Raw genomic sequence first — 26328 nt, 5'->3', positions numbered from 1 at the left:
TAGCATAGTAATGTTTAGTAACAAAATCCCCCTGAATGATGCAACGGAATTAAGAAAAGGTTACAATATACCGTGTTTGTTTGGCAACAGCAGTCATTGGATATATACTATACATTTAGGAGCAGAAAATGTTGCTAAAAGAATAAGTTCGGCATTGCCGAGTTTTTATAGAGTAAGGGGAATTGAAACATGGCTTTAAACGAGAAAGAATCAAAAATACTGAGCTACATTAAGGAAAATCCTTTCATTTCGCAGCAAGATTTAGCTACAAAGATTGGTCTGTCACGTCCCGCAGTGGCGAACATCATTTCCGGCTTGGTGAGACGGGGATACCTTTTGGGGAAAGCCTATGTCATTAATGATACGCGACCGATTGTCTGTATCGGTGCGGCCTGTATTGATCGCCGCTATTTTGTGGAAGGCGGTCTTATTCATGGACAATCGAACAATGTTACCTCCCAGACGTCAATCGGCGGGGTTGCTCTCAGTATCGCTGAGAATCTGGGTAGACTGCAGGAAGACGTCGTTATGTTATCTTTGGTCGGGGATGATGCGGAATGGCATACGATCGAAGAATCTATGCGCCCATTGATGAAGACCTCCGAAGTGGAAATGATTCCTGGCTTTTCGACAGGCACCTTTATGGAAGTCATCGATGAATCGGGTAAAATGATCATCGGATTGGCGGAAATGGATATCTATGAGTATATGCAGCCAAAATGGTTGTTGAAGCACCTGGCGACACTGAAGCGAGCCAAAACTATCATCATCGATTCGAATTGCCCGAAAGAAAGCGTGGAACACTTACTTGAAATCGGAGCGAAATACAATATTCCAACCGTCCTGATTTGCGCATCCGTCCTTAAATTGTATAATATTCCCGAAAACTTGAAGGGCTTGAAGTTGCTGATCACGAAGCATGACGAAACCGAAAAGCACTTCGGCATCACAATCAATGATGATGCTTCTATGCGGGAAGCCCTACAGATGTGGCTTGACAAAGGGGTACAGCATGTCATCATCACCAAAAACAGCCAGAGCGTCGGCTATGCCAGTGAAAATTACGGCATGCATGTCTATGATCTGAAGAACAGCGACGAAAACAGCGAAACCTATATCTGGGGAACGAATGAAGCGCTTTGCGCCGGAATCGTCTACTCCTATTTGAGGACTGATGAGATTTCAGAAATGATCCAGACTGGCTTAGCGAATGCAGTCATGTCATCAAAATCAGCCTACAAAGTTCGCCCGAACCTATCCCAGGCGGTGTTGCGCAAGGATGTCAAAGAAATCGGCAAATTGGAAAGCAGAGAAATTTAGCTGGCTAAAGCCCGTTACATTCAAAAAATAAACAGTCCACTACTATTCTGATCTGAGTAGCGCAGTTACCAAAAAGAGCCTGTCATCCAGGCTCTTTTTGGTTTGTAAATTTATCAACCGTAGGACGACTAATCTTTTGTTTATTTCGTAAGTATAGTAAAATAAGAGTAAGGAAAGCGTTTTCTGGTTGATTATTCCAAAGGAGTGGGTTTGAATGGTTCAGTATAAAAACATCTTGATTCCAGTGGACGGATCGGAGGCTTCAATCAAGGCGTTCAAGCAGGCGGTACATATCGCTGAAAGGAACAATGCTGCGCTTTATCTTGTTGCGATTCTGGATAAAAAAGATAATGCCGAAGAAGCTGAACAGCTGCAGCATGATAAGGATTCTTTATTCGATGAATTGGACAGGTATGCGCGAGCAAATGGAGTCGCAGTGCATAAGGAAATGCGCTCTGGCAACGCAAAGGAAATGATTGCGAAGACGCTTGTGGAAGAATGGAATTGTGATTTAATTGTAATGGGTGCTACAGGTAAGGGCACTATCGCAAAACTGGTGGTCGGATCGGTGACGAATCATGTCATCAAACATGCGCCATGTGATGTATTAATCGTAAGGAAAAATTGATCAGACGCTTTTGAACCAACGAATCAGGAGACGCAAAAAAAGTCCAGTTACTTAAATGTAGCTGGACTTTCCTTTATATCGTAGGACAGTATAAATTTTTGTTGAAATGTGCATCACCATAGCTGTTTCACAGATTTTCAAATTGTTTCATGCCATCAAATTTGATGGCCAGCTTCACGGGTTAGCCCTTCGGAAAGGGATAAAGGAACCCCTTGTCTCTACCGAGCCAAGGATACTATTCGACTAACCTGCTGACGCAGGAAGTCTCTCAGCAATTGCGCTCTACGATGCTCATTTGCATGGGACTCATAGGGATTCATCCCTTAGAGCACCAGTATAAGGTGACCGTAGGGAACGTTGCGAGGCCAGATTTCCTAAATTGTCATGACTCTTGCGATTTCAATCGCTTAGTCCTGTCATCAGGCCATCCAACTGGTCTCGTAGTGAGGCCCTCTGATGTCGCACTGTGACATCAGAGTACTTGACCGATTAGGTCACAGTGTTTCCTTACTCAGGGCTGAATGAACCCGTTCAGCTTTTCTCAAATACATAGGAATTTATAAAAATTTCCAGAGTGAAAAGTGCATCACCGTAGGTGTTTCACAAGTTTGCAAAATGTTTCATGCCCCTAAAATAATGGCCAGCTTCACGGGTTAGCCCTTCGGAAATTAGATAAATCTGTCCTATTGCGCTCTTCGATGCTCAGTCGGACAGATTTCCTAAATTTCTTTCATGGCTGAACGAACCCGTTCAGCTTTTCTTATCTAGAGGATAATTGTTGCGGTACTTCCTTCGGTGGTGCGGTCGACTTTGATATGGACGGGTATGCGCGTCTTCAATTCCTCAACGTGCGAAATGATACCGACTAAGCGGCCACAACTGTTCAGGGAGAATAGCGCCTCGATTGCGGTATCCAAAGACTCTGGATCCAGCGATCCAAAGCCTTCATCAATGAACAGTGTATCGATCTGGATCCCTCCGCTGCGGCTCTGAATCACGTCGCTTAGACCAAGGGCAAGCGCAAGGGAAGCCTTGAAGCCTTCACCGCCCGATAACGTTTTGACGCTGCGGGTTTGGCCGGTATAATGGTCGAATACATCGAGATCCAGTCCCTTAGCTCCGGCACCTTTGCCTTTGTCTTCCTTGCGCAACAACAGATAGCGGTTGTTCGTCATCTGTTGGAAGCGAAGATTGGCGGCTTCGATGATTTCTTCATAATAGATCGCTAGCACATAGCGTTCGAAGGAGATGTAGTCAGTTTCTTTGGTTCCGTTGGCGATGTCCGACAAAGTCCTGTATTTTTGGTAATCGGAAATGATCTGCTGTTGCTTTTTGTAGATCAGAGCGATTTCTTGTGCTGCTTTTTTTAGCATTTGGATATCGCCTGCAAGCTGATCTTTTTGCTCTTGCGACGAGCGGATTGTATTGTCCAGAAGTACTTTTTGATTGGTGCAGGAGACGACGGTTTGATCCTGATCCAATACTGCAGCGCTTTTTCTTAAATCTTGCAAACGGGTCACGGTGACATTCAGGTCGTCTTCATGACTGCGGATTCGTTTCTGGATTTCCAGAGACAATGACTTATCCAATATTAGATGGTCGAAAGGTTCTTCCAGTCCTGTATCAGCCAGTACGGTTTTGTAGGTTGTTTCCGCATCCAACAAAGCATGTGTTGCTTCCTCAACTTGAGCCGCGTAGGTGGTCCTGTTGGCATGACAGACCGCAATCCGTTTCTCGAGATCCGTCAGCTCGCTGTTCAGCCTGTTGTAGTCATTTGTGCTGGTCTCAATGGTTTCGTTGAGCTGCAGGATTTCTTTTTGCACGGTTGCGAGGTCTTTGCCGCCCAAAATTTGCTGTTCCTGTTCGATATCGGCCAGCAGGTCCCTGGAAAGAGTTTCGTTCAAGTGCAATGTTTTCTGAAGCGTAAGACAGCTCTGGTCGATCTCCTGCAGATTTGTTTCGATGTTGTTTTGCTGCTTGACGAGGGTCTCTTCTTCGTCAAGAATCTTCTGCAGAGCTATCATCTCCGACAGCAGCGTTTTTTCTGACACGATTTCGCTATCGCGTTTTGCTTTCTGTTCCTGTTTGTAAGTTTCGAAAGTTTCAGCCGGGATAGCGAACTCATCGAAGAGATCGGCCAGTTGTTTTCGGATTCCGGAAAGTTCGGCAGTCCCCTGCTGGTAATCCGCATATGCCTGATTCCGTTTTTTCTCCAGCTGCTCCCGGTCCTGATCGGAGAGGGTCTCTGCCGTTTTTTGAGCGGGTGCGGGATGGTCTGTTGAACCGCAGACAAGACAAGCTTCTCCGCTGATCAGCTGTTCTGCTAAAATGCCTGCGATGTTGCGGTTGTAGAGCAGGATTTCGTCCTTGAACTGTTGATCGATTGCCATGAATTCTTTTTCCAGAATCAGGAATCGTGCACCTTTTGCAAGTTTTTCAGCCAACAATTTTTCGGTTTGGACAATCCTCTTGTGGATCTGATCGGATTGCTGCACGTTCATTCGGCAAGCACTCAATTTGTCTTTGATACTGGCAGCTTCTTTTTGGGCTTGTTTCAGCCCCGCAAGCCTCTGCTGGCACTGCTCCTGTTTTTCTTTTTGCGCTTGTTTAAGATTTGCATGTTTCTGCAGTTCTTTCGTGGCATCGTTGCCTGCTTTCTGGTAACCTGCCAGTTCTTTCTGCTTCTTCGCCAAGGCGATAAGCTGTTTTTCCTGTTCCTTCACGGTGCCGATCTTTTCACGCAAGCCTGGGATCAGGGAAAAGGCAAGTTCAGCCACCTCGAATGCCGATTGCTTATGGCGTGAAGCCTGATTCAATTGGTCCAAGAGAGCGTCATTTTGTTTGGATTGTTCCTGTTTTGCAGCCCTGTTTGTGGATGCTGCAATGTACAGCGACCTTTTTTCCTCGGCTTTAACGGCTTGTTCATGGCGCTCCAATTGCTGCTTCCATCCTAAGACTTGAGCTTCTTCTTCCTCCAGAACTTTCAGCCGTCCCTCCAACTGTGCGATATCTTCCAGCAATTTGATGGTATCGGAAACGGCTTGACTTTGTGAACGCAAAGAAGTTAGCTGCAGTTCTTTGACTTCACGTTCTTCTTCGAGCGCCGCCAACAGTTCTGCGATCCGAACCAGGATCTGCTCGGTGTCCTGCAAGCGGAGCGCTTCTTGCAAGGCTTCATCTTTGATTCCCGAGGCAAAGGAATAAGCGGTCTGTAGCGAATCATGGGCGGAAGTCGCCTGGCTCTGTAATGATTTGGCCCGCTCCTTCAGTTCCTCCTGGAATCTTTTCAAAATCTCGGTCCCGAAGATGTTCCGGAAAATAGTCTCTTTGTCATTGCTGTTCGATTCCAGTAGTTTTTTGAATTCACCTTGCGGCAGCATGACGATCTGTTTGAACTGCTCGTAGTTCAAAGAAAGCAGTTGCTCTATTTCCGCATTGGCGTCGCGCGCTTTCGTCGTCACGGTGTCGTCGTGATAAAAGGCGACATCAGCTTTCAAATCGATGATTTTTCCGCTTTTCCCAGGACCTGTCTGGGCAGGGGAGCGTCTGACGCGGTAAGATTTCCCGTTGTATTCGAACGTCAGATCGACGTAACAGATCGACTCTTCCGTTGCGAACTGCGACTTGAAGGTGTCCTTTTCCCGGCTGCTGCCGCTGGCGACATCGTAAAGGGCATAGGCGATGGCATCAAAAATTGTGGTTTTGCCGGCACCGGTAGGCCCGCTAACCAGGAACAATGTTTGGTTCTGGAATTGCGTGAAGTCCAATACGATCTTTTCTTTGTAGGGACCAAAGGCATTCATCTCTAATTTTAAGGGTCTCATCTAATCTTTCCTTCCCAAAGCGGAAAAGATATCCGCAACGATTTTTTGACCGGATTCTTCCATTTCAATGGCGCGGTATTGCTCATAAAAATCCTTGAACAAATCCGGATAGGACAACTGTTGGAGATCCTCCCGGTTATGCTGCAAGGCCACCGATTCGGTTTCTCTTCGGCTGACGTATTCGAGCCCCATTGCGTGTGGATAGCGACGGCGCAGTTGGTTCATCGCATCCAGTACGTATTCCGTATCCTCCAGTTCGAAGAACAGGTAGTCCTCGGATTGCCCCTTCATCAGTTCTGAGAATGTACTCCGGATTGTGCGCATATCGCGCAAAGGCTTGATCCGGAGCGGTTCGATCTCCAGTTTGTCTTTTTCTATCGTCACGATGCTTGTCTGCTTTTGATGCGGGGTTTCTGATTTGGAATACTTCAGGATTGAGCCACTATAGCGGACTTTGTCGTCTTTGACTTTCTGGGCCTTGTGCAGATGGCCCAGAGCGACATAATCAAAGTCCTCAAACAGCGACACATCCACGTATTCGGAAGTACCGATACTGAGCGGACGTTCGGAATCGGATGGTTCGCTCGTGTCGTTTCCGGTCTGGATCACATAGCCGTGCGCAATCAGGATGTTGACTTCATTTGGGTTCATGGTTGCTTTTACGGTCGCCAACTGCGCACGAATGGCATCCTCCATATTTTTGATTGTGTCGTCCTGAAGCTTCTCCCGGACATAGACATGATCCGCAAAAGGCAGCAGATAGAAATTGGTTCCTTGGAAGGCAACTTTACGGATGGTATCTTTCAGGGTTCCTTCTATATACAGACGGCTGTCGGCCAACAGATCGGCAGCATATTCGATTCGCTCGTTGCTATCGTGGTTGCCGGCGATGACGAACACAGGCACGCCCAATTCCTTCACCATCCGAGTCAGTGTCCGATTGGCCAACGCTACCGCTTCTTTCGGAGGCAACGCACGGTCGTAGAGGTCTCCGGCCATAATGATCGCATCGATTTCTTTATCTTTGAGTAGCTCGATCAGGTTCGTCAAGTAATAACGCTGATCTTCCAGCATGGAAAAATCATTGACGATTTTACCGAGATGCCAATCAGCTGTATGCAGTATTCTCATGAGAAAGGCTCCTGTCCATTGTAGTATTTTTTAAGTAAATCATTCATTTTCCATTATACCAGACTACACCGGAAGCCAGCAGAGGCAATTATGGCCGACCGAGTGAAATGCTAGTGATGTGTACGCTTTTGAGCTATAGTATGTATAAGAGGTCGGACGAATTAAGCAGTTGAAGGAGGAACCAAAATGGATCTGGGGCTAAAGAATAAAGTGGCATTGGTCGTTGCTTCGAGTCAAGGTTTGGGCAAAGCGGTGGCGAAGGAACTCGTCAAAGAAGGCGCGCACGTTATGCTCACCAGCAGAAGCGAGGACAAATTGGCTGAGGTGAAAGAAGAGCTGGAAGCCATGCATGCCGGAAAGGTCGCGTATTTCCCTTGCGACATCACTAAAGTTGAGGACATCCAGAAACTGGTGGCACGGACCCACACAGTATTCGGGAAAATCGATATCTTGCTGAACAACGCAGGTGGTCCGCCAAGCGGGAAATTCGATTCTTTTTCCGATGAAGTATGGCAGCAGGCCTTCGAATTGAACTTGCTGAGCTATATCCGGATCATCCGAGAAGTGCTGCCTGATCTGCGCAAAGAGGGCGGACGCATCGTCAACATCGCCTCGATTTCGGTGAAGACACCTTTACCGAATCTGGTGCTTTCCAATACGTTCCGGAACGGCATCGTCGGCCTAAGCAAAACGCTGGCCGATGAATTGGCGCCTGACAACATCCTCGTGAACGTCGTTGCGCCGGGAAAAATCGAAACCGATCGCATGAAATATCTGAATGAGGCGAACGCTAAAGCGAGAGAACTGACAGTTGCGGAAGTCGATAAGGCTGCTATCGCAGGCATTCCCTTAGGACGTTACGGTACGCCGGAAGAATTCGCAAAAGCTGTTGTTTTCCTTCTTTCCGAAGCGAATACATACATCACCGGCAGTACACTATATGTGGATGGTGGGGCAGTCAAAGCGATTTGAAGCCGAACCGCCATCCGAAACAGACAGGAGAATGAAATATGGGACAAGTAATCATCAACGCAGACGATTTTGGTCTCACAAATGGCGTGAACTACGGTATCATCGATAGTTTTTTGTACGGCATCACCACCTCGACGACCCTGCTCGCGAACGGAGCGGCATTCGATCATGCTGTGGCTTTGGCATCCGATCATCCGGAGCTGGAAATCGGAGTTCATCTGAATCTGACGCTCGCAAAGCCCCTATTGCCTGACGCATCCACCATCAGTGCAGATGGGCGTTTCCACACCAGAGAATACGTGCAGCAGCATGCGGCTTCACTGGATTTGGATGAAGTCTATGCGGAGTGGCATGCACAAATCGAAAAAGTTCGCAAGGCGGGCATCAAACCAACGCATTTGGATTCGCACCACCATGTGCATATGTTGGAGCCGCTCAACAAAGTCATCCTGTCGTTGGCGATCCAGTACGAGCTGCCGATCCGGGATCACTTCGAGGGTAGCCATGGGGTGCTGCATACGGACCGCCAATTCGACCTCGGCTTCGCTGCTGAAAAACCGCAGGCCGAATTGGGAATGAGTGTGATGGAGAAGTTGGATGATATTATGGCCGTGCTGGAAAAGCCGGACACCTCGGTCGAATTGATCGTCCATCCGGGTTATGTCGATGCCAGTCTGGAACGCGTCAGTAGCCTGCAGAAGGACCGAGCCTATATGGCCGAATTCTTGATGCATTCAGATTTTGCGGATCGCATCCGTGAAGATGAGGCAATCCAGTTGATTTCGTATGCGGAATTGGAAGAGTAATACGATAAGAAATAACAAAGGCTGTCTCGTTTTTCAAGGCAGCCTTTGCCGTTCTCCGGCGAATGAAGGCTTGGCCGGAGTTCAGACTGCATTCGGGCTTTTGTGCTCCGATGAGACCGGCCTCACCGGAGCTACAGGAAGAAACTGAGTAAACTGGGTTGCTCCTCTGATCAGCATATTTTAGTCCAATAGTATCATTTTGTATTTGTTGCTAAATTATAATCATTATCATTAACAAAAAATAGGGAATCAGTGATAGAATAGAAGAATGAAGCATTACCAACCTGAACAGCGGTTTTTGGAGTTTGCATCGGGTTTGGATGCAATTTGAATGATAAAGGAGCAATCTAAAAAATGGCATTATTGGAAATGGAACATCTGAGTTTTGTGTCGGACGGCAAAGTCATTCTGGATGACATCAGCTATTCGCTGGAAGAGGGCGAGTTTCTCTCGATAACCGGCCCGTCCGGAAGCGGCAAGAGCACACTTTTGAAGATCATTGCGACGATCCTTTCGCGTACCGAAGGGGAAATACGCTACCAAGGGAAATCGCTGGATGAATATGAACCTACCGAATACCGCAAGGAGGTTTCCTACACATTCCAGACACCTGTTTTGTTCGGAAAAACCGTCCGCGACAATTTGGCTTTTCCTTACGAAATCCGCAAAAAGGAATTCGATGAAAAGAAAGCAGTCGCATATTTGGAATCGGTCGGGCTGCCGAAGGAATATCTGAATAAAGAGATCAACACCTTGTCGGGTGGAGAAAAACAGCGTGTCGCCTTGATACGCAACGTCCTTTTCCAACCAAAAATCCTCTTGCTCGATGAAGTGACGAGCGCCTTGGATGAAGCGAATCGCCAGATCATCTGGAAATGGCTCCAGGAAATGCGGAATCATTCCGATATGACGATCATTATGGTCAGTCATAACGAGGAAGAGTCCAGCTTGGCGGATAAGAACATCCATATCGTTGCAGGGAAAATCGTGAAAGAGGAGGCAAAATAATATGGATCTACAAGTCAGTCCAATCACGCTCATGTTGAGCTTTTCGTTGGTAATGGTGGGAGTCTACATCTCGTACAAGGAAAAATTAGGAACGGCCAAAGATATCTTGTACAGCATTGCCAGAGCCATTGTACAGTTGATCGCGGTCGGATACGTATTGACCTATCTGTTCAATGTGAACAACACAATCGTCACTTTGGTCATGGTTGCGGTCATCGTCTTCAATGCGTCATGGAATGCCCACAAACGCAGCAGCAGTATCCCGAATTCTTTGAAGATTTCGCTCATCGCCATCTCCGCTTCAGCGATTTTGACGTTAGCCATTTTGGTCCTGTCCGGGTCCGTTAAATTCATCCCTTCACAGATTGTGCCGATCACTGGAATGATAGCCGGGAATGCGATGACGACCATCGGCTTGTGCTATCGTAACCTGAATTCCTTGTTCCGCGATCAGCGCCAACAGATTCTGGAAAAACTGTCTCTCGGTGCGAATCCGAATCAAGCTTCGCGCACAATCTTGCGGGAAACGATCAAATCAGGCATGCAGCCATCTTTGGATTCCGCCAAAACAGTGGGTATCGTTTCCTTGCCGGGCATGATGTCGGGTTTGATGTTTGCCGGCACCGTACCGATGACGGCGATCATGTATCAGATCATGGTGACTTTCATGCTGGTGGCGGCGACAAGCATCTCGTCTTATATCGCCTCTTTCCTGGCATACCGCGAATTCTACAACGACAGACAGCAATTGCGGGTCTGATTTTGAATGGTATTTCGGTTGGTCCGTGCTGAAAAGTATGGTATCCTTTCTATTATAAAATTGATTTTGGAGGGAAAACATTGAGTGGATTAATCTATCGCAGAACCCATCGCATCAAAGGCTATGAATGCGACATCACCGGTGAAATCACCTTGCCAGCGCTCGTAAACCTGATGATGGACTTGTCGGGACAACAAAGCGATTCACTCGGGAACACGAATGACCAGATGTCCGAAAGAGGACTCAGTTGGATCATCGTGCAGTACGACATGCAGATCGAACGCATGCCGCACCAAGGCGAAGAAATCATCCTGGAAACGGAAGCGATGAGTTATAACCGCTTCTTCACCTATCGCCGCTTCCGGGCTTATGATGAAAGGGAACAATTGTGTGTGGAAGTGATGACGAACTTCGTCATGATGGACATCGAAACCCGTAAGATGGTCAAGATCCAAAAAGACTTGCTGACCGTTTACCAGGCTGATGAAATCCGGACGATGGTGCGCATGCAGAAACCGATCCAGCTGGAACCGGAAAACCGTAAGGAGCAGGATTTCCGCGTCAGATACCTGGATATCGACTACAATCGCCATGTCAACAACGCGAAATATTTCGATTGGATCATCAACACAATCGACCCGAAATTCATCATGGATCATCAGATGGCTGCCGTTACGATCAAGTATGAAAAAGAAGTCGAATACGGCAACAGCATCACCAGCGTCATGTCGACAAAAGAAGCTGAGAACGGCGAAATCATCACCGCGCACCGCATCATGAACGGCGAAGACCTAGCCTGCGAAGCCCACATGATCTGGAAAAAAGTTTAGAAAGAAAGAGGAACAACCCGAACGCTTGGGTTGTTCCTCTTTTTCATGCTGGTTTTATGCTTGTTCTTTATAAAGTGCGTTGATTCTTGCTTGCACGTCTTTATCTGCCAAGAAGTCTTCGTAGGTTGTTTCCATTCTGTCAACAACGCCGTTTGGAGTCAATTCGATGATACGGTTCGCAGTAGTGTTGATGAACTCGTAATCGTGTGAAGTGAACAACAATGCGCCTTTGAAAGCGATCATGCCGTCATTCAACGCCGTGATGGATTCAAGATCCAAGTGATTTGTCGGGTCATCCAGCACCAAAACGTTTGCTTTTGAAAGCATCATTTTCGATAGGATGATACGTACTTTTTCTCCCCCGGATAGGACAGAAACTTTCTTCATGACATCTTCACCTGAGAACAGCATGCGGCCCAAGAAGCTGCGCAAGAAAGTGTTGTCGTCCTCTTCTTTGCCTGCAAACTGGCGCAACCATTCCAAAATGGTGATATCGGCAACCGGGAATTCGTTCGTGTGATCCTTCGGCAAATAGCTTCTTGAAGTTGTGACGCCCCATTTGAAAGTACCGCCATCAGCTTCCATTTCGCCCATCAAAATCTTGAAGAGGGTAGAAGTAGCGATGTCTTTGCGGCTTGTGAAAGCGACTTTATCGTTTTTGTTCAAAGCAAAGCTGATGTTGTCCAAAATTTTGACGCCATCGATTGTTTTGGAGATGTTTGAAACCATCAACAAGTCATTTCCGATTTCGCGTTCCGGAGTGAAGCCGACGAAAGGATATTTACGGGATGATGGTTGAATATCATCCAAGGTGATTTTATCCAATGTCTTTTTACGGGATGTCGCTTGTTTGGATTTCGATGCATTTGCACTGAAGCGCGCAATGAAGTCCTGCAACTCTTTGATTTGTTCTTCTTTTTTCGCATTGGAATCAGCGGCCAATTTAGCAGCTAATTGACTGGATTGCATCCAGAAGTCGTAGTTTCCGACATACAATTTGATTTTTCCGAAGTCAACGTCACACATGTGCGTACAAACCGTATTCAGGAAGTGACGGTCATGGGAAACAACGATGACGGTATTCGGGAAGTTGATCAGGAACTCGGACAACCACTCGATTGATTCTTTGTCCAAACCGTTTGTCGGCTCGTCCAAAAGCAGTACGTCCGGTTTGCCGAATAGGGCTTGCGCCAGCAAAACTTTAACTTTTTGTGGCTCCAATAGGTCGCTCATCTGCTTGTAGTGCAAATCTTCGCCGATTCCTAAACCTTGCAAAAGACTTGCAGCATCGGATTCGGCTTCCCAACCGTCCAATTCAGCAAATTCGCCTTCAAGTTCGCCGGCTCTGATGCCGTCTTCTTCAGTGAAGTCAGTTTTTGCATAGATAGCGTTCTTCTCGGCCATAATTTCATAAAGGCGTTTATGCCCCATGATGACAGTGTCCAATACTTGATGTTCTTCGAAACCATAGTGGTTCTGGTTCAGTACAGCCAGACGTTCATTTGGATCCAAAATGATGTCGCCGGTTGTGGGTTGGATAACACCTGATAAAATCTTCAGGAAAGTGGATTTTCCAGCTCCGTTTGCACCGATGACGCCATAGCAGTTACCAGGGGTGAACTTTAAGTTAACATTGTCAAACAACTTGCGATCGGAAAATTGTAAGCTGACATTTGATACGGTAATCATTTTTTTACATTCCTCAATTCTTGTTTATAGTCAATTAATTCTAGCATATTCCAGAAAAAATAAAAGGATTTTAACACAGTGTTTACAAAAAACGAGTAGGACCGTTTCTTTTATGGCAATCGTTTGTTCGGTTTTGTCGTAATGTTGCCATCATTTTTAGGTGCGGACGTGGAGTAAGGAAAAGCCGCGCAAATGAGAAAATGATAAGTTTTATTTGATTAACGCTCCCCATTCTAGTAACAGGAGAAACGCCATGATAGAATTAAAAAAATTGAAAAAGAAAGTTGGCTGAAAATGAATGGATAAGAAATTATCGAATAAAGAATATATATACATTGGCTCCATGCTCTTCGGCTTATTTTTTGGTGCTGGCAACCTGATTTTTCCGGTTCATATGGGACAATTGGCTGGGCAAAATTTATTGCCGGCAATATTAGGGTTTATCATGACTGCAGTGGGGTTGCCGTTTTTGGGCATCGTGGCGATGGGGCTGTCCGGTAAAGAAAGCCTGCTGGAGATGGCGAGCAAAATCAATCCTAAATACGGTGTTTTTTTTACCGCAGCACTCTACCTTACGATTGGCCCGTTCTTTGCGACGCCGCGTACCGCTACCGTCTCCTTCGAGGCAGCTTTTGCTCCGTACTTGGAACCCTCAATGACAAAAATGGCGCTGTTTCTGTTCTCGTTGCTTTTCTTCATAGCTGTCTTATGGTTCTCCCTGAAGCCCTCGGAAATATTGAAATGGGTAGGTAAGGTTCTGAATCCGATTTTTCTGGTGTTTCTTTCGGTTTTGATTCTCTTCGGATTTTTCGCTCCGATGGGCGCAGCGAGTGAAATACCAGTAGACGCAAGCTACCAGACTGGTGCATTCTTCAAAGGCTTTTTGGAAGGGTACAACACAATGGACGCACTGGCCTCCCTGGCTTTCGGTATCATCGTCGTCACGACGATCCAAGGTTTGGGCGTCACCAAAACAACAACCATCGCGAAGGACACGATAAAATCCGGAGCGATCAGCATGTTGTTGATGGCTGTCATTTATGGTTCCTTGGTTTATTTGGGTGCAACGAGTCGCGGCATATTTGAAATCAGCGACAACGGCGGCATCGCCTTGGCACAAATCTCGAACGAGTACTTCGGCATCTTCGGAGCGGTTCTGTTTGCTGTCATCATCACCGTTGCCTGTCTGAAAACGGCAATCGGGCTGATAACTGCCATCAGTGAAACGTTTGTGCACATGTTTCCGAATTCGTTAGACTATAAACAATACGTCTATCTTTTCACTGCTATTTCCTTTGGTTTGGCGAATCTGGGTTTGAGTCAGATTATCGCCTTCTCGATTCCGGTATTGATGTTCCTGTACCCCTTGGCAATTACCTTGATCTTCCTGTCGATCACAAGCAGCCTGTTCAATGACCGGACGATTGTCTACCAAATGACGACCTTGTTCACCTTGCCATTCGCAATTGTTGATTTTCTGAAAGCTTTGCCGCAAGGAATCAAGGATGCTGTCGGCCTGGATGGTTTCATCTCTTGGACAGATGCAGCGATCCCGTTATCCGACATCGGAATGGGTTGGCTGATTCCGTCGCTGCTCGGTTTTGCGATTGGCTTGACGATTTCAAAAAATAAACAATCAATTAACTTAAAATGAAAGAACGGGGCTGTCTCAGATTGAGACAGCCTCGTTCTTTTCCGCATTTTTCGTTATTTTTTGAGTCTTCGTTGGATTTTTTTGAACCAGGAATCCTTTTCGGCAAGAATGGGAATCTCTTTTTCCTTATTCGCCAGTTCCATGAAATACTTTTGTGCATCCACCGCAGGCCTATCATTTCGGACATGGCGGTAAGTGCCGTCCGGATGCAGTTCGCGTGCTTTCGTGTTGTCGGCAAGATAGACGTCCATCAACGAAAGGATCTCTTTCTTGATGGCTTTGTCCAGAATCGGAAATTCTATTTCGATCCGTTTGATCATGTTACGGGTCATCATGTCTGCGGAAGAAAGGAAAAGATTCTCATCGCCGTTATGATGGAAATAGTAGATCCGGCTATGCTCCAAGAAACGGCCTACAATGCTGCGGACATGGATATTATCACTGACGCCAGGAACTTGAGGCTTCAGGCAGCAGATGCCGCGGATGATCAAATCCACCCGTATGCCTGCTTGACTGGCTTCGTATAGTTTCATGATGACGCGTTTGTCCGTCAAGGAATTCATTTTTGCGATGATATGCCCATTCCCGGATTGTTTATGCGCCGCGATTTCGTCGTCGATATATTCAATGAATGAATCACGGATTTCGAAAGGTGACACATGCAAGTGATTGTACTCAGGCTGATCGGAATAGCCGCTCAAATAGTTGAAGAAGTTTGTCGCATCCTCGCCGATTTCCTTGTTAGCCGTGAAGATGGCCATGTCCGTATAAAGTCTGGCAGTCTTATCATTGTAATTGCCGGTAGCCAGATGGACATAACGGACGATGCTGTTGTTTTGCTTTTTGACCACCATCGTGATTTTGCTGTGAGTCTTCAAGTGGGTCATGCCATAGAGCACATGCGCACCGGCTTCTTCCAATTCCTTCGCCCATTGCACATTGTTCTCTTCGTCGAAACGGGCTTTCAGCTCGACCAGTACAGTGACTTGTTTGCCCGATTCTGATGCAGCCTTCAACCCTTCGATGATCGGTGAATCTTTGCTGACCCGGTAAAGAGTCTGCTTGATGGCGATTGTGTCTTCATCCTCAGCGGCACTCTTGATGAAATCGACGACCGGATCGAAGGAGTCATAGGGATGATGCAAAAAAACATCCTTCTTTTCGACCACGTCAAAAATATTTTTTCCGGACAGATCGCTTGGCGTTACCGGAGAAAAGCTAGGGTATACGTCTTCTGGAGAAGCAATCGCCAGATAGCGGGTCAATTTACTGAGGAAAGTAAGATCCAATGGTCCATCGATCATACAAACATCACGATCCTCGAGATCCAGTTCGGTCTGCAAAAAGCGCACGTCTCCGTGTAGGGACTCAATCGTATCGCGCGTGTCAATTTCAAGGCGGACAGCCATACCATTTTTGCGCTTCTTCAGGTAATCCTGGATGACCACCAGCAAATCATCCGCACCATCTTCATGCAATTCCAAATCCGCATTGCGGGTGATGCGACAACTGAAACTATTCGTGACAGTGAAGCCTTTGAATAAGGTGTGGATGAAATGGCGCACGACGTCTTCGAGTAGAACGATGCCGATGTCATTTTTGTTCTCGTCCAACAAAATGAACCGTTGTAGCGGGGCAGGAACCGGCACGATCGCAACGCGGGTCGTGTCCTCCTTTTGCAAGTTAACGAAAATATGGATCAGTTTATTGTTCAAGTTCGGGAAAGGACGGTAAGCATCGATCCCTAATGGTGTCAACGCGGGAAAAATTTGTTCATGGAAAGTTTCTTCAATGATTGAAAATTCACTTTTTGAAAGAGCGCTGATTTTTTTGATGCGAATATTTTTTTCGGCCAATTGGTTCAAAAGTTCATAATAGGACTTGTATTGCAGCGCGATATTTTCGCTATTTTTCTTGGAGATGGCAGACAACTGTTCAACGGGGGTCCTATCGGTTTTGCTGTCCGTGATATGGTAGCCGAGTTTGAACTGATCCTGCAAACCGGCTACCCGAACCATATAGAACTCGTCAAGATTGGAACTTGCTATGGATAAAAAGTTCAGCTGTTCAAGCAAAGGATTCTGAGGATCTTGCGCCTCCTCAATGACGCGTTTGTTGAAGTCCAACCAACTCAGTTCTCGATTGAAATAATAATCCGCATGAGCAAGATTGGGTTTACTATCTGATTCCATCATACGACACATCCATTCATTCGATTTATAAGGTTTATTTATAGCATAATTTCGTTAACATTCTGTAAAAATAATGTTAAGTTTACCGCTCAGCAGACGCTCGATATGTTTGCGTTGACGTTCTGCGCGATATTCTTCCGCAAGGATGTCACCTTTATAAGAAAGTACCAGATCGTACCCATTTTTTATCTTAATGATTTTGATGTCCCGGATAACTTCCATATGAGAATCGTTAAGGGCGTCAGCGAATTTGATGATGCCTCCGAATGACTGCAGCTGATCGATTAGGGTCACTGTGTACCAGTCCGTAAATCCGGTTAAGTATTGGTTGAAGAGTGAACGGTTTTTGAAGCTGGCCAATAAAGCGATGCTTACCCGTTCCTTATGGCTGATGCCATCAAGGTCGCTATTGGAGATGATGTAGAAGGTATGCTGCGAACTGGCGCCGGTTTCGACGAATTGGCCAAGGTAATAAAGGTAACTTCCGAAATGCAAGAGTTTCTCCATTTCCGGATTTTTGTCAAAGATACCCAGTCGACACAACTCTTCATACAGCATATCGACCAGCTTCACCCTTTGCTGCGCAACATGCGCCAACGTGTGGTAGCTGGCGGCAAGCCTGCTGACCGATTGGGCAGCGATGTTGTAAACCCTGAAGGCTTTATTCTCATATTTATCGTTCAGGAATTCCATCACGATACCTTCACGCAACCCTTTATTGCTGAACAAAAACACGGGGGCTTTCACTTCATCGAAGAGGGTATTGAATACCACATTAGCCGGTATGATCAGATCGGTCCGGTCCCGGCTAAGCCCATCCAGATTCTGCAACTGCGGGATGCTCAATGACTGGAACAAATCCAAGGTCATTTGGAGATCATTTTTGTACATACGGTAACCATGCACGCCCGCTAACCGATAATCGATTTTACGTTGGTGGACATTCGCGATGCTTCGGGCAGAACCGCCCATTGCAACGATGGGCACTTGCTTCTTGCTCAGCCACTTGATCGATTTGAACTGGTCCTTCACAAATTCCTGCATCTTCTTGATCGCCTTTGGGTCATTGTGCTCTTTGCCGTCAAAGAACATCTGTTTTAAGGTCACGACTCCAAAAGGAAAACTGTGGTATTGCTGAAGTTCTTTATTTTCATAGTAGGTGACTTCCGTACTGCCACCACCGATGTCGATCGTGACGCCGTTTAGGAATTGGGTCGTATGCAGAACAGCATAATTCCCATAAAAAGCTTCCTTCTCTTCCGGCAACAGCATCATTTCGATTTTGGTAGCTTTGCGTACTTGTTTGATGATATCGTCGCGGTTGGTGGACTGACGGATAGCAGCCGTCGCTACCGGCATTAAAACGCTGACTTGATACTGATCAGCAACAGATTTGAAACTTTTCAGAACTTTGATGAGTACATCGATACCTGCTTGGGACATCTTTTTCTTCTTGTCCAAATACTGAAAAAGACGTGCAGGGGTCTTGATGTTCTGGACTTGAAACATTGTAAAGTGTTCATCGATTTCAAAGATTACCAAACGGATGGTATTGGATCCAATATCGATCAAACCTATTCTCTCTAGTAGCATGAGCGTCTCCTTCTGAATCCCGGGTCTTCCAAGATTCCTCACTTTCCATTTTACTGGAATTTATCGTTTTTGTCATAGTTTTCTCTTAGTGAGCTAGTGAAACAGGGGAGAAATGTTACGGGAAAGAATCTTATGTTACGAATGGATTACGAAAAGGTTCCTAATAAGGCAATGAGAGCACCAGGTGAATCATTTGATACGAAACAGTAAAATGAATGCAACCCTCCCATAAGAGAATTTCGATATAATGAAGGAGCATTTTCAAAAGAGAGGCGTGAGATTTTGAATCACAAAAAGCGTATGGGGAAATTGATGTTGGCCGGCTTGGCAGCAAGTCTGACCCTTTCCATTACACCTGTTCAAGGTTCCACCTTAGATACTTTAACTCAAGAAGAAAAACAGACAGAAGCTCGAATCGCTTCAGTAGAAGTTACAATCGGCGAAACACTGGCCTCGATCAACCTGAAGCAAATGGAGATTGATGACCTGGAGGCGCAGATTGTTGCTGCAGAAGAAAGTCAAAGCGAGACAAAAACTGCAATCGAAGCTCAAAAAGAAGTAATCACTTCACGCAAAGAACAACTGAAAACACGGCTCGTTGCTTTGCAGACTTCTGATGCAATGACGAATCAGATTTTGATGTTGCTGGATTCCGAAAATTTTGCCGATTTCATCAGCAGAGCCTATGTCGTCGGTCAATTGCAGGCTGCCGATAATGAACAGATCGAATCTGCCATTTCGGAAGAAGAGAAACTGATGGCATTGGAAGAACAGTTGGCTGATGAAATCGAAACAGTCAAGGTTGCTGAAGGCCGTCTGAAATCTGAATCCTCTGCGCTGGCGGAAGAATTAAGCACATTGAAGGACATCCTGTCCGAAAACCAAATAGTGCTGTCGCAAGTGCAAACTGAGTATGCAACTGAAGCAGACCGTTTGGCTGCCGAAGCTGCTCAAGCCAAAGCCGATGCCGAAGCGGCCCAAGCTGCAGCGAACGCGGCGGAGGAACACGTTACGGTTGCTGAATCTACAGCGCCTTCCCTGCAAGAGGGAACAGTTGCCACACAAGAACCCGAAAGCCAAATTACCGACAGTTCGGTTGCCGCTGTTGAAACAGCGCCGGTCGTAACCGCGCCGACTGTGACAGAGCCATCTGCTTCCCAAGGCAAAACAGTGACTGTTTCAGCAACAGCCTACTCGCGCCACGAAGCTGGATTATCCAACTTTACCGCCACAGGCATCGACCTTTCGATCAATCCGATGGTCATCGCGGTGGATCCTTCCGTGATTCCATTGGGAAGTATCGTCAGCGTGCCGGGCTATGGCATTGCGATCGCCGGAGACACCGGTGGAGCGATCGTCGGCAACAAAATCGACTTGCACATGGAAGACTTGAACGCTGCGCTTGCCTTCGGCAGACAGACGTTGACGATCACCATCCTGCAATAAAAATAAAGAATCGGATCCTTTTCAATTATGCGAAAGGGTCCGATTCTTTTTGTTTTTGAGTGGGCAGCGCGTCACCAGCCTGTCAATAATTTCCCGAAATCCGATAAAGCGATGCTCGGCCGAAGGTGAGGGGAGGTTAGCAAGCGCTCCTCCGGTGAGACTGTCTTCGCCGGAGGTAGCGTCACCGTTATCCTGTCAGCTCCGGCAAAGCCAAAGCTCCCCGGAGCTGCGGGCTGTTCGGGGGCAGACTCCCACAGACAACCGCTTCTCATTTTCCGCATTTCAAAAAAAACAAAGGTTGCCACTTTCTTAGGTGGCAACCTTTGTTTGACGTGATTACAATACTTTGTTAAGGAAATCCTGCGTACGTGGGTTTTGAGGGTTACCGAATACTTCGGTAGGCGTGCCTTCTTCAACGATATATCCGCCATCCATAAAGATGACGCGATGTCCGACTTCTCTTGCAAAGCCCATTTCATGCGTAACAACAACCATGGTCATTCCTTGTTTTGCCAGTTTTTTCATGACTTCAAGAACGTCGCCGACCATTTCGGGATCAAGCGCGGATGTTGGTTCATCGAAAAGCATGATTTCCGGATTCATTGCCAACGCACGTGCGATGGCAACCCTTTGCTTTTGACCGCCGGATAAGGAACTAGGGAAAGCGTCAGCTTTTTCGGATAGACCGACTGTTTCCAGCAATTCGAGTGCTCTTGCTTTTGCGGTTTCCTTATTTTCCCGTTTCAGTTCAACCGGAGCCAGTGTGATATTGTCCATGACCGAAAGGTGCGGAAAAAGGTTGAAGTGTTGGAAAACCATCCCGATTTCTTCGCGGACTTTATTGATGTCCGTCGTTTTTTCGGTGATGTCCTGTCCGTCGATCAGCACGTGTCCGTCAGTGACTTCTTCAAGTTTGTTCAGACAGCGCAACAGGGTGCTTTTTCCTGAACCGGATGGGCCGATGATGCAGACAACTTCTCCTTCAGCGACTTCAAGATTGATCCCTTTCAAAACCTCATTGCTGCCGAAGCTTTTCTTCAGGTTCGAGACATTTATTTTTGCGTTAGCCATTCTTTAATCTCCCTTCAAGGTTTTTCGAAATCTTCGTAAGGATCGTGATGACGATGATGTACATCAAGCCGATGATCAACCACATGTTACCGGAAGCGTAAGTTCTGGCGATGATGATTTTACCGGTCTGTGTCAACTCGACAAGGCCGATGATAGATAAAATGGAAGTGTCTTTCAAAGTAATGACGAATTGATTGATGAATGAAGGAATCATGATGCGGATTGCTTGCGGCAAAATGATTTTGTTCATTGTCGTTTGATAAGTCAGACCTAAACTGCGTCCTGCTTCCATCTGCCCGACATCAACCGCTTTGATACCGCCACGGAAGATCTCTGCTAGATAAGCTGCCGCATTCAAGCTCAAGGTGATGATCCCTGCAACCGTCGAACTCATCCGGATCCCCATCAATTGTGGAACCGAGAAGTAGACGAAGAATGCCAAGACGATCAACGGCACACCGCGCATGATGTCGACGTAGATGGTTGCGATCCAGTTCAGTGCTTTGTTAGGGGAGACGCTGAACAAGCCGATGAAGATACCCAATGCCAATGCGATCACGATGGATGCAAAAGTGATCAGGATCGTTCTGCCCAATCCTTGCAATAATGTTTTCCAGTTTTCCTGGATCAGTCCGAAGAAGGAAGTGTTGCTTGCTTCTGTGTCGGAGCCGAGATAGTCGTTGAGAATTTCTTCATAGGTTCCGTTGGACTGTAAGTTCGCTAAGCCTGTGTTGATCATGTTCAACAGTTCGGCATTCGTATCTTTCGCAACTGCGATCCCATAAGAACCGCCTGCTTCTTTTTCAGTAGCCAATTTCAAGGCGATGCCTTGACCTTCGATGGCATAGGCCATAACCGGATAATCTTCGAACGCCGCAACGGAATTGCCGGCGATGACGTCTTGGTACATGTTTGCTGAATCATCGAAGGTCGATAATGTGAAGCCATATTCATCTTTGATCGATTCGGCGAAGGTTGCGCCTTCCGTTCCGGTTTTGACGGCCACGGTCAGGCCTTCCAAGTCTTCATAGCTGTCGATATCGCTATCGGCGGCAACAGCCATAACCACACCACTTTCGAAGTACGGTTCCGAGAAATCAAAGGTCTGTTTGCGTTCATCGGTGATGCTCATGCCGGCGATGACAGCATCCACTTGTTTAGCTTCCAACGCTTGAAGAGCCGCATTGAATCCCAATGGCCGGATTTCGATTCCGAAACCTTGATCTTTCGCGATTGCACGGATCAGATCCATGTCGATACCGACATAGTTACCGTTAGCGTCCTGGAATTCGAATGGGGCGAAAGTTGTGTCGGTTGCGATGATGTATGTTTTTCCGTTCTGTGCCGGGACATCCAGGCTCGTATCAACGGAAGCACCGAGGTATTTTTCTTGGATGGTTTGATAAGTGCCATTCTCTTTCAGATTAGCCAAGCCCGCGTTGAACATTGCCAACAATTCAGGATTTGAATCCTTAGCTACTGCAAAACCGTATGAACTGCCGGCTTCTTTTTCAGTAGCCAATTTCAGAGCCAAACCTTGGTCCTCAATGGCGTAGGCCATTACCGGGTAGTCCTCGAATGCCGCAACGGAATTGCCGGACAGGACGTCCTGGTACATATTGGCGGAATCTTCGAAAACAGTGGTCGTGAAGCCATATTCATCCTTGATGGATTCGGCGAAGGTTGCGCCTTCCGTTCCGGTTTTGACGGCTACGTTCTGTCCTTTCAGATCTTCGTAGCTTGAGATGTCGCTGTCATCGGCAACTGCCATGACCACGCCACTTTCAAAGTACGGCTCCGAAAAGTCGAAGGTTTGTTTCCGTTCGTCCGTGATGCTCATGCCGGCGATGACGCCGTCAACTTGCTTAGTCTCCAAGGCCTGCAGCGCTGCATTGAAGCCCAGTGGACGAATCTCCACTTCAAACCCTTGATCTTCCGCAATCGCTTGGATGAGTTCCATATCGATGCCGACAAAATCGCCGTTCGCATCCTGGAATTCAAATGGTGCAAATGTGGTGTCTGTCGCGATGACAAACTTTTGTGTTTCTGTTGCCTCCACTACTTGATGCTGGGCTGATCCAAAAATAAAAAAGCCCAAAGCCATGAAGAGCATCGGCAACTTGAGTCGCAGTTTCTTGCTTAACATATTTTTTCCTCCTTATAAAACAGCATTTCTTCCGAATAACCATGAGATTACGATGAAGCCTCTGCTTGAATATTCATATAATACCACATCGAGATTATATTTTAAATTCACAGAAAGCACAATCTTATAGCGACGTGAACATGTTAGGAAATGTGACATGAAAACCAGATGACATAAAAACGCTGACATAGGAGTGTCAAACGGTTCGGCTTATTTGGGAACGTTCGTAAAAAACGCAGCAAGAAGCTCTGGCATGATGGCATAAAAGCTGTCATGTCAGGGCTCTTTCTATACTTTTTGAGGCATTGTTGTGATCATTTGAAAGCCCGACTCAGTTCTTCAATCGCGCCGACAAGTGCATCGAGCTTTTTTTCCATCCGGTGCAATAGGTACATCGCGATTACGATCGGAAACCCGGTGTTGCTGATCAGTTCCATATATGCCAACACATCCACGTTCGCATCCATTCCTGTTCCCTCCTTTCCTACATCCATAAAGACGAAGGTGAGGAGGGAAGTGTAACTGTCAGTGTTCCGTTTTCGGTATCACAGATTTTCGTTGATGCAGCGCATGATGGCTTCGGCAACGCCGTTTTCTGAGTTTTTGGAAGTGAGGTGCTTTGCAAATACCTTGACGCCATCTTCAGCATTGGCCACTGCGAAGCTGGCACCGGCTACTTTCAGCATTGAGACATCATTGAAGTTGTCTCCGATTGCCATGACATTCTCCAAGGGAATCCCTCTTTTTTTGGCGAACTTTTCCAAAGCAATCCCTTTTTGTGCTTCCACATGGTTGATTTCGATGTTGTTTCGGAAGGAGGAGGTCACAACCAACCGGCTGTCCTCTGCCAACTTTGTCCGGATCGGCTCCAATTCGCTTTGTCCGGAATCGCTGAATACAAGGATTTTCAATACTTGTTGGGTATTGTCATCCAGAACGTCTTTGAAGTCGTCGACATAGTTGACGTGCATCACTTCCAAACGGGCGACCGCCAAGACAAGCGCCATTTTGAATGTTGTGTCAGGGTTTGTCTCGTGCAGCAAGGAAGTCATTGACTCAATCCGGCGCACTTTGTCATCCGAAAAGATCCCTTTTGATGTCATGATTTCGCAGTAAAGACCATATTTTTTAACATCTTCCAAAATACGGCGTGTGGTTGTTTTATCGATTCCCAAATTTTCGACCAACTGTCCATCTTCATCAAAAACTTGCCCGCCGTTAAGCGTGATCATAGGGCAGTCGATGCCAACTTCCTTGAGGGCCGGAACAGCTTCAGCATATCCTCTGCCGGTAGCGACCATAAATTTGATGCCTAATCTATTTGCTTCGTTGATGGCGCTCACGTTCGATGCGGAGACCTCCATCTTATCGTTCAATAAGGTGCCGTCCATATCCGAGACGATCAGTTCAATCATATATTCATCCTCCTGTTCGGTAATTGCAGTATATTCACACTTATATTCTACCACGCTTTTCACTTTTGGTTAAAAATTAGTTTCAAGAACTGCATAAACAATATGCCAGTAGGCGGAATGACTGAAAAAGGTCCGCCTAATATGGTAAGATAGTTGCAATCGGAATCGAAAAATATGACAGATAGTGGTGTGAAAACATGAAAGCAATTATCCATAACGAGTGGCAAGAAAAGCTGGAAAAGGAGTTCCAAGCGCCGTATTACCAACAGTTGCGCGCCTTCCTGAAGGAGGAGTATCTGAACGAGACGGTCTATCCCGGAATGCAGCATATCTGGGAAGCCTTCGAATTGACGCCTTACAACAAGGTGAAAGTGGTCATACTCGGGCAAGATCCTTATCACGGCCCCAATCAAGCGCATGGATTGAGTTTTTCGGTCCAAAGAGGTATCAAGTTACCGCCTTCCTTGGTCAATATCTACAAGGAACTACAGGATGATCTGGGAATAGAACCAGCGAGACATGGCAATTTGACAGCCTGGGCGGAGCAAGGAGTTTTCTTGCTGAACACAGTCCTTACGGTGCGCGACGGAGAAGCCAACTCCCATCGCGGAAAAGGATGGGAATTATTGACCGACGCTGTCATCCGAGCGTTGAACGAGCGGCAAGAACCAGTCGTCTTCATTCTTTGGGGAAATGCATCGATAGCAAAAAAAGTGTTCATCGACACAACCAAGCATGTCGTGATCACATCGCCGCATCCAAGTCCGTTATCATCCTATAGAGGTTTCTTCGGATCGAAGCCTTTTTCAAAAACGAACGAAGCACTAAAATCTTTCGGCGTGGAGCCGATCGACTGGCGCTTGCCGGAATAAAAAAAGAAAGGAATGTCGCCTATGAGAGGAAAGACAATGAAGAACGGAAAAGCAAAACTCTTCTATCAGGAAGGGGGTTCCGGTGATGCCTTGCTGCTGTTGCATGGCAACGGAGAGAGCTCAGACATCTTCGCTCAGCAGTTTCCTTTTTTTACGAAATACTTCACAGTCTATGCACTCGATACACGCGGTCATGGCCGATCAGAGCTTGGCGTGAAGCGCTTGACCTTCAAGCAGATTGCACAGGATATCCTGGCGTTGCTCGACAAGGAAGGGATTCAACGGATCCATGTGCTCGGGTTCAGTGATGGCGGCAATTTGGGTTTATATTTAGCGGCCCATCATCCAGAACGGATCGCTTCTTTGATTGCTATGGGTGCTAATTATGAAGCGGATGGCCTGACCGATGATTGCTATGAAGAAACCTTAGGACGCTACGAGGAACTGTTGGCTTTGCCGGATTCCGACCCGGAAAAAACGCAGCTACTGTGCGTCCATAAGCTGATGCTGGAGGAATTGGATCTTTCTGCCGCAGACCTGAGCCGTATTCAAGCACCAACCTTGCTGCTGGCGGGTGAATACGATCTGATCCGCGACGACCAAACAGAGGCGATGCACCGCTTGATTCCCGGGTCACAGAAATACATCGTGCCTGGAGGCAGTCATAGCTTTTTCGTGGATGATCCGAAAGTGCTGGAACAGCTCGCGAAAAAATTCTATTCAAATTTGTGAATTTTGGAGCGTATCACGAGGTGCACCCGGAGAATTATGTTAGAATGAAACTCTGAAATGTCGCCGGTGGCAACCATTCAGTGCGGTGCCAGTTTTGGCCAATTATAGTGAAAATACAAACAAAGGCACGATATGTTGTGTGATTTCCGTGTGCGCACACTACATGTTGTGTCTTTTTGTTGTAATTCGCTTCTTACAAACGTATAATGGATGAAGAACGTTTGGAAAAGGGTGATGCA

General features: G+C 46.7%; 20 protein-coding genes. 11 read left to right on the top strand and 9 right to left on the bottom strand.

What is annotated here, in order from left to right; genetic code table 11:
* Positions 1-189 precede the first annotated feature (189 nt).
* Together TES5_RS00460 and TES5_RS00455 are read left to right on the top strand one after the other, a co-directional pair.
* Positions 190-1320: a carbohydrate kinase gene (locus TES5_RS00460; protein WP_068558654.1), complete on the top strand. Its 1131-nt coding sequence runs from the start codon at positions 190-192 to the stop codon at positions 1318-1320.
* 214 nt (positions 1321-1534) lie between these two features.
* Complete coding sequence (locus TES5_RS00455) at positions 1535-1948, top strand: universal stress protein (protein ID WP_068558652.1); 414 nt, start codon at positions 1535-1537, stop codon at positions 1946-1948.
* Positions 1949-2712: 764 nt separating this feature from the next.
* On the opposite strand, the gene TES5_RS00450 is transcribed toward TES5_RS00455, so the two are convergent.
* Entirely contained in the window at positions 2713-5772 is a 3060-nt protein-coding gene (locus TES5_RS00450; protein ID WP_068558650.1) for an AAA family ATPase, read from the bottom strand.
* Positions 5773-6903, bottom strand: a complete 1131-nt coding sequence (locus TES5_RS00445; protein ID WP_068558648.1) for an exonuclease SbcCD subunit D — start codon at positions 6901-6903, stop codon at positions 5773-5775.
* Between the two features lie 186 nt (positions 6904-7089).
* On the opposite strand from TES5_RS00445, the gene TES5_RS00440 reads away from it, so the two are divergent.
* From TES5_RS00440 to TES5_RS00420, 5 genes are all read left to right on the top strand, one after another.
* Positions 7090-7875 carry an SDR family oxidoreductase gene (locus tag TES5_RS00440; RefSeq protein ID WP_068558647.1) on the top strand — a complete coding sequence of 262 codons (786 nt, stop codon included), beginning with the start codon at positions 7090-7092 and terminating at the stop codon, positions 7873-7875.
* Positions 7876-7913: 38 nt separating this feature from the next.
* A complete protein-coding gene (locus TES5_RS00435; protein ID WP_068558645.1) occupies positions 7914-8681 on the top strand; it encodes a ChbG/HpnK family deacetylase in 768 nt (255 codons plus the stop codon).
* A gap of 354 nt (positions 8682-9035) precedes the next feature.
* The gene (locus TES5_RS00430) at positions 9036-9689 is read left to right on the top strand and encodes an ABC transporter ATP-binding protein (protein WP_068558644.1); all 654 of its coding nucleotides are present in this window, start codon (positions 9036-9038) and stop codon (positions 9687-9689) included.
* A gap of 1 nt (position 9690) precedes the next feature.
* Complete coding sequence (fetB, locus tag TES5_RS00425) at positions 9691-10449, top strand: ABC transporter permease (protein ID WP_068558642.1); 759 nt, start codon at positions 9691-9693, stop codon at positions 10447-10449.
* An 80-nt stretch (positions 10450-10529) separates the two neighbouring features.
* On the top strand, positions 10530-11279 hold the full coding sequence (locus tag TES5_RS00420; RefSeq protein ID WP_068558640.1) for an acyl-[acyl-carrier-protein] thioesterase: 750 nt from the start codon (positions 10530-10532) through the stop codon (positions 11277-11279).
* 54 nt (positions 11280-11333) lie between these two features.
* Here the strand turns inward: TES5_RS00420 and TES5_RS00415 are convergent, their stop codons facing one another.
* The gene (locus TES5_RS00415) at positions 11334-12968 is read right to left on the bottom strand and encodes an ABC-F family ATP-binding cassette domain-containing protein (RefSeq protein ID WP_068558638.1); all 1635 of its coding nucleotides are present in this window, start codon (positions 12966-12968) and stop codon (positions 11334-11336) included.
* A gap of 298 nt (positions 12969-13266) precedes the next feature.
* On the opposite strand from TES5_RS00415, the gene brnQ reads away from it, so the two are divergent.
* Positions 13267-14622, top strand: a complete 1356-nt coding sequence (gene brnQ, locus TES5_RS00410) for a branched-chain amino acid transport system II carrier protein (RefSeq protein WP_068558636.1) — start codon at positions 13267-13269, stop codon at positions 14620-14622.
* 53 nt (positions 14623-14675) lie between these two features.
* Here the strand turns inward: brnQ and TES5_RS00405 are convergent, their stop codons facing one another.
* Both TES5_RS00405 and TES5_RS00400 read right to left on the bottom strand, forming a co-directional pair.
* Positions 14676-16817, bottom strand: coding sequence for an RNA degradosome polyphosphate kinase (locus TES5_RS00405; RefSeq protein WP_232309249.1), 2142 nt, complete (start codon positions 16815-16817; stop codon positions 14676-14678).
* A gap of 51 nt (positions 16818-16868) precedes the next feature.
* A complete protein-coding gene (locus tag TES5_RS00400) occupies positions 16869-18407 on the bottom strand; it encodes a Ppx/GppA family phosphatase (RefSeq protein ID WP_068558634.1) in 1539 nt (512 codons plus the stop codon).
* A 282-nt stretch (positions 18408-18689) separates the two neighbouring features.
* Here TES5_RS00400 and TES5_RS00395 point away from each other — a divergent pair, with 282 nt between their 5' ends.
* On the top strand, positions 18690-19853 hold the full coding sequence (locus TES5_RS00395; protein ID WP_068558609.1) for a 3D domain-containing protein: 1164 nt from the start codon (positions 18690-18692) through the stop codon (positions 19851-19853).
* A 336-nt stretch (positions 19854-20189) separates the two neighbouring features.
* On the opposite strand, the gene TES5_RS00390 is transcribed toward TES5_RS00395, so the two are convergent.
* From TES5_RS00390 to TES5_RS00380, 4 genes are all read right to left on the bottom strand, one after another.
* The gene (locus TES5_RS00390; protein WP_068558607.1) at positions 20190-20924 is read right to left on the bottom strand and encodes an amino acid ABC transporter ATP-binding protein; all 735 of its coding nucleotides are present in this window, start codon (positions 20922-20924) and stop codon (positions 20190-20192) included.
* Positions 20917-23070: an amino acid ABC transporter substrate-binding protein/permease gene (locus TES5_RS00385; protein WP_068558605.1), complete on the bottom strand. Its 2154-nt coding sequence runs from the start codon at positions 23068-23070 to the stop codon at positions 20917-20919. Before TES5_RS00385 ends, TES5_RS00390 begins: the two co-directional genes overlap by 8 nt.
* 314 nt (positions 23071-23384) lie before the next feature.
* Entirely contained in the window at positions 23385-23537 is a 153-nt protein-coding gene (locus TES5_RS14860) for a YvrJ family protein (RefSeq protein WP_072763691.1), read from the bottom strand.
* 78 nt (positions 23538-23615) lie between these two features.
* Positions 23616-24485 (bottom strand): Cof-type HAD-IIB family hydrolase, encoded by an 870-nt coding sequence (locus TES5_RS00380; protein WP_068558602.1) that lies wholly within the window; start codon positions 24483-24485, stop codon positions 23616-23618.
* A gap of 197 nt (positions 24486-24682) precedes the next feature.
* Between TES5_RS00380 and TES5_RS00375 the strand changes: the two genes are divergently transcribed.
* Together TES5_RS00375 and TES5_RS00370 are read left to right on the top strand one after the other, a co-directional pair.
* The gene (locus tag TES5_RS00375; RefSeq protein WP_068558601.1) at positions 24683-25357 is read left to right on the top strand and encodes a uracil-DNA glycosylase; all 675 of its coding nucleotides are present in this window, start codon (positions 24683-24685) and stop codon (positions 25355-25357) included.
* Between the two features lie 21 nt (positions 25358-25378).
* Positions 25379-26089, top strand: a complete 711-nt coding sequence (locus TES5_RS00370; RefSeq protein ID WP_068558599.1) for an alpha/beta fold hydrolase — start codon at positions 25379-25381, stop codon at positions 26087-26089.
* Positions 26090-26328: the final 239 nt, after the last annotated feature.

Origin of the sequence: Trichococcus sp. ES5, from assembly GCF_900067165.1 — a bacterium.
Lineage (GTDB): Bacteria > Bacillota > Bacilli > Lactobacillales > Aerococcaceae > Trichococcus > Trichococcus flocculiformis.
The sequence above is the reverse complement of the archived record's forward strand: the minus strand, read 5'-3'. Positions and strand labels throughout refer to the sequence as shown.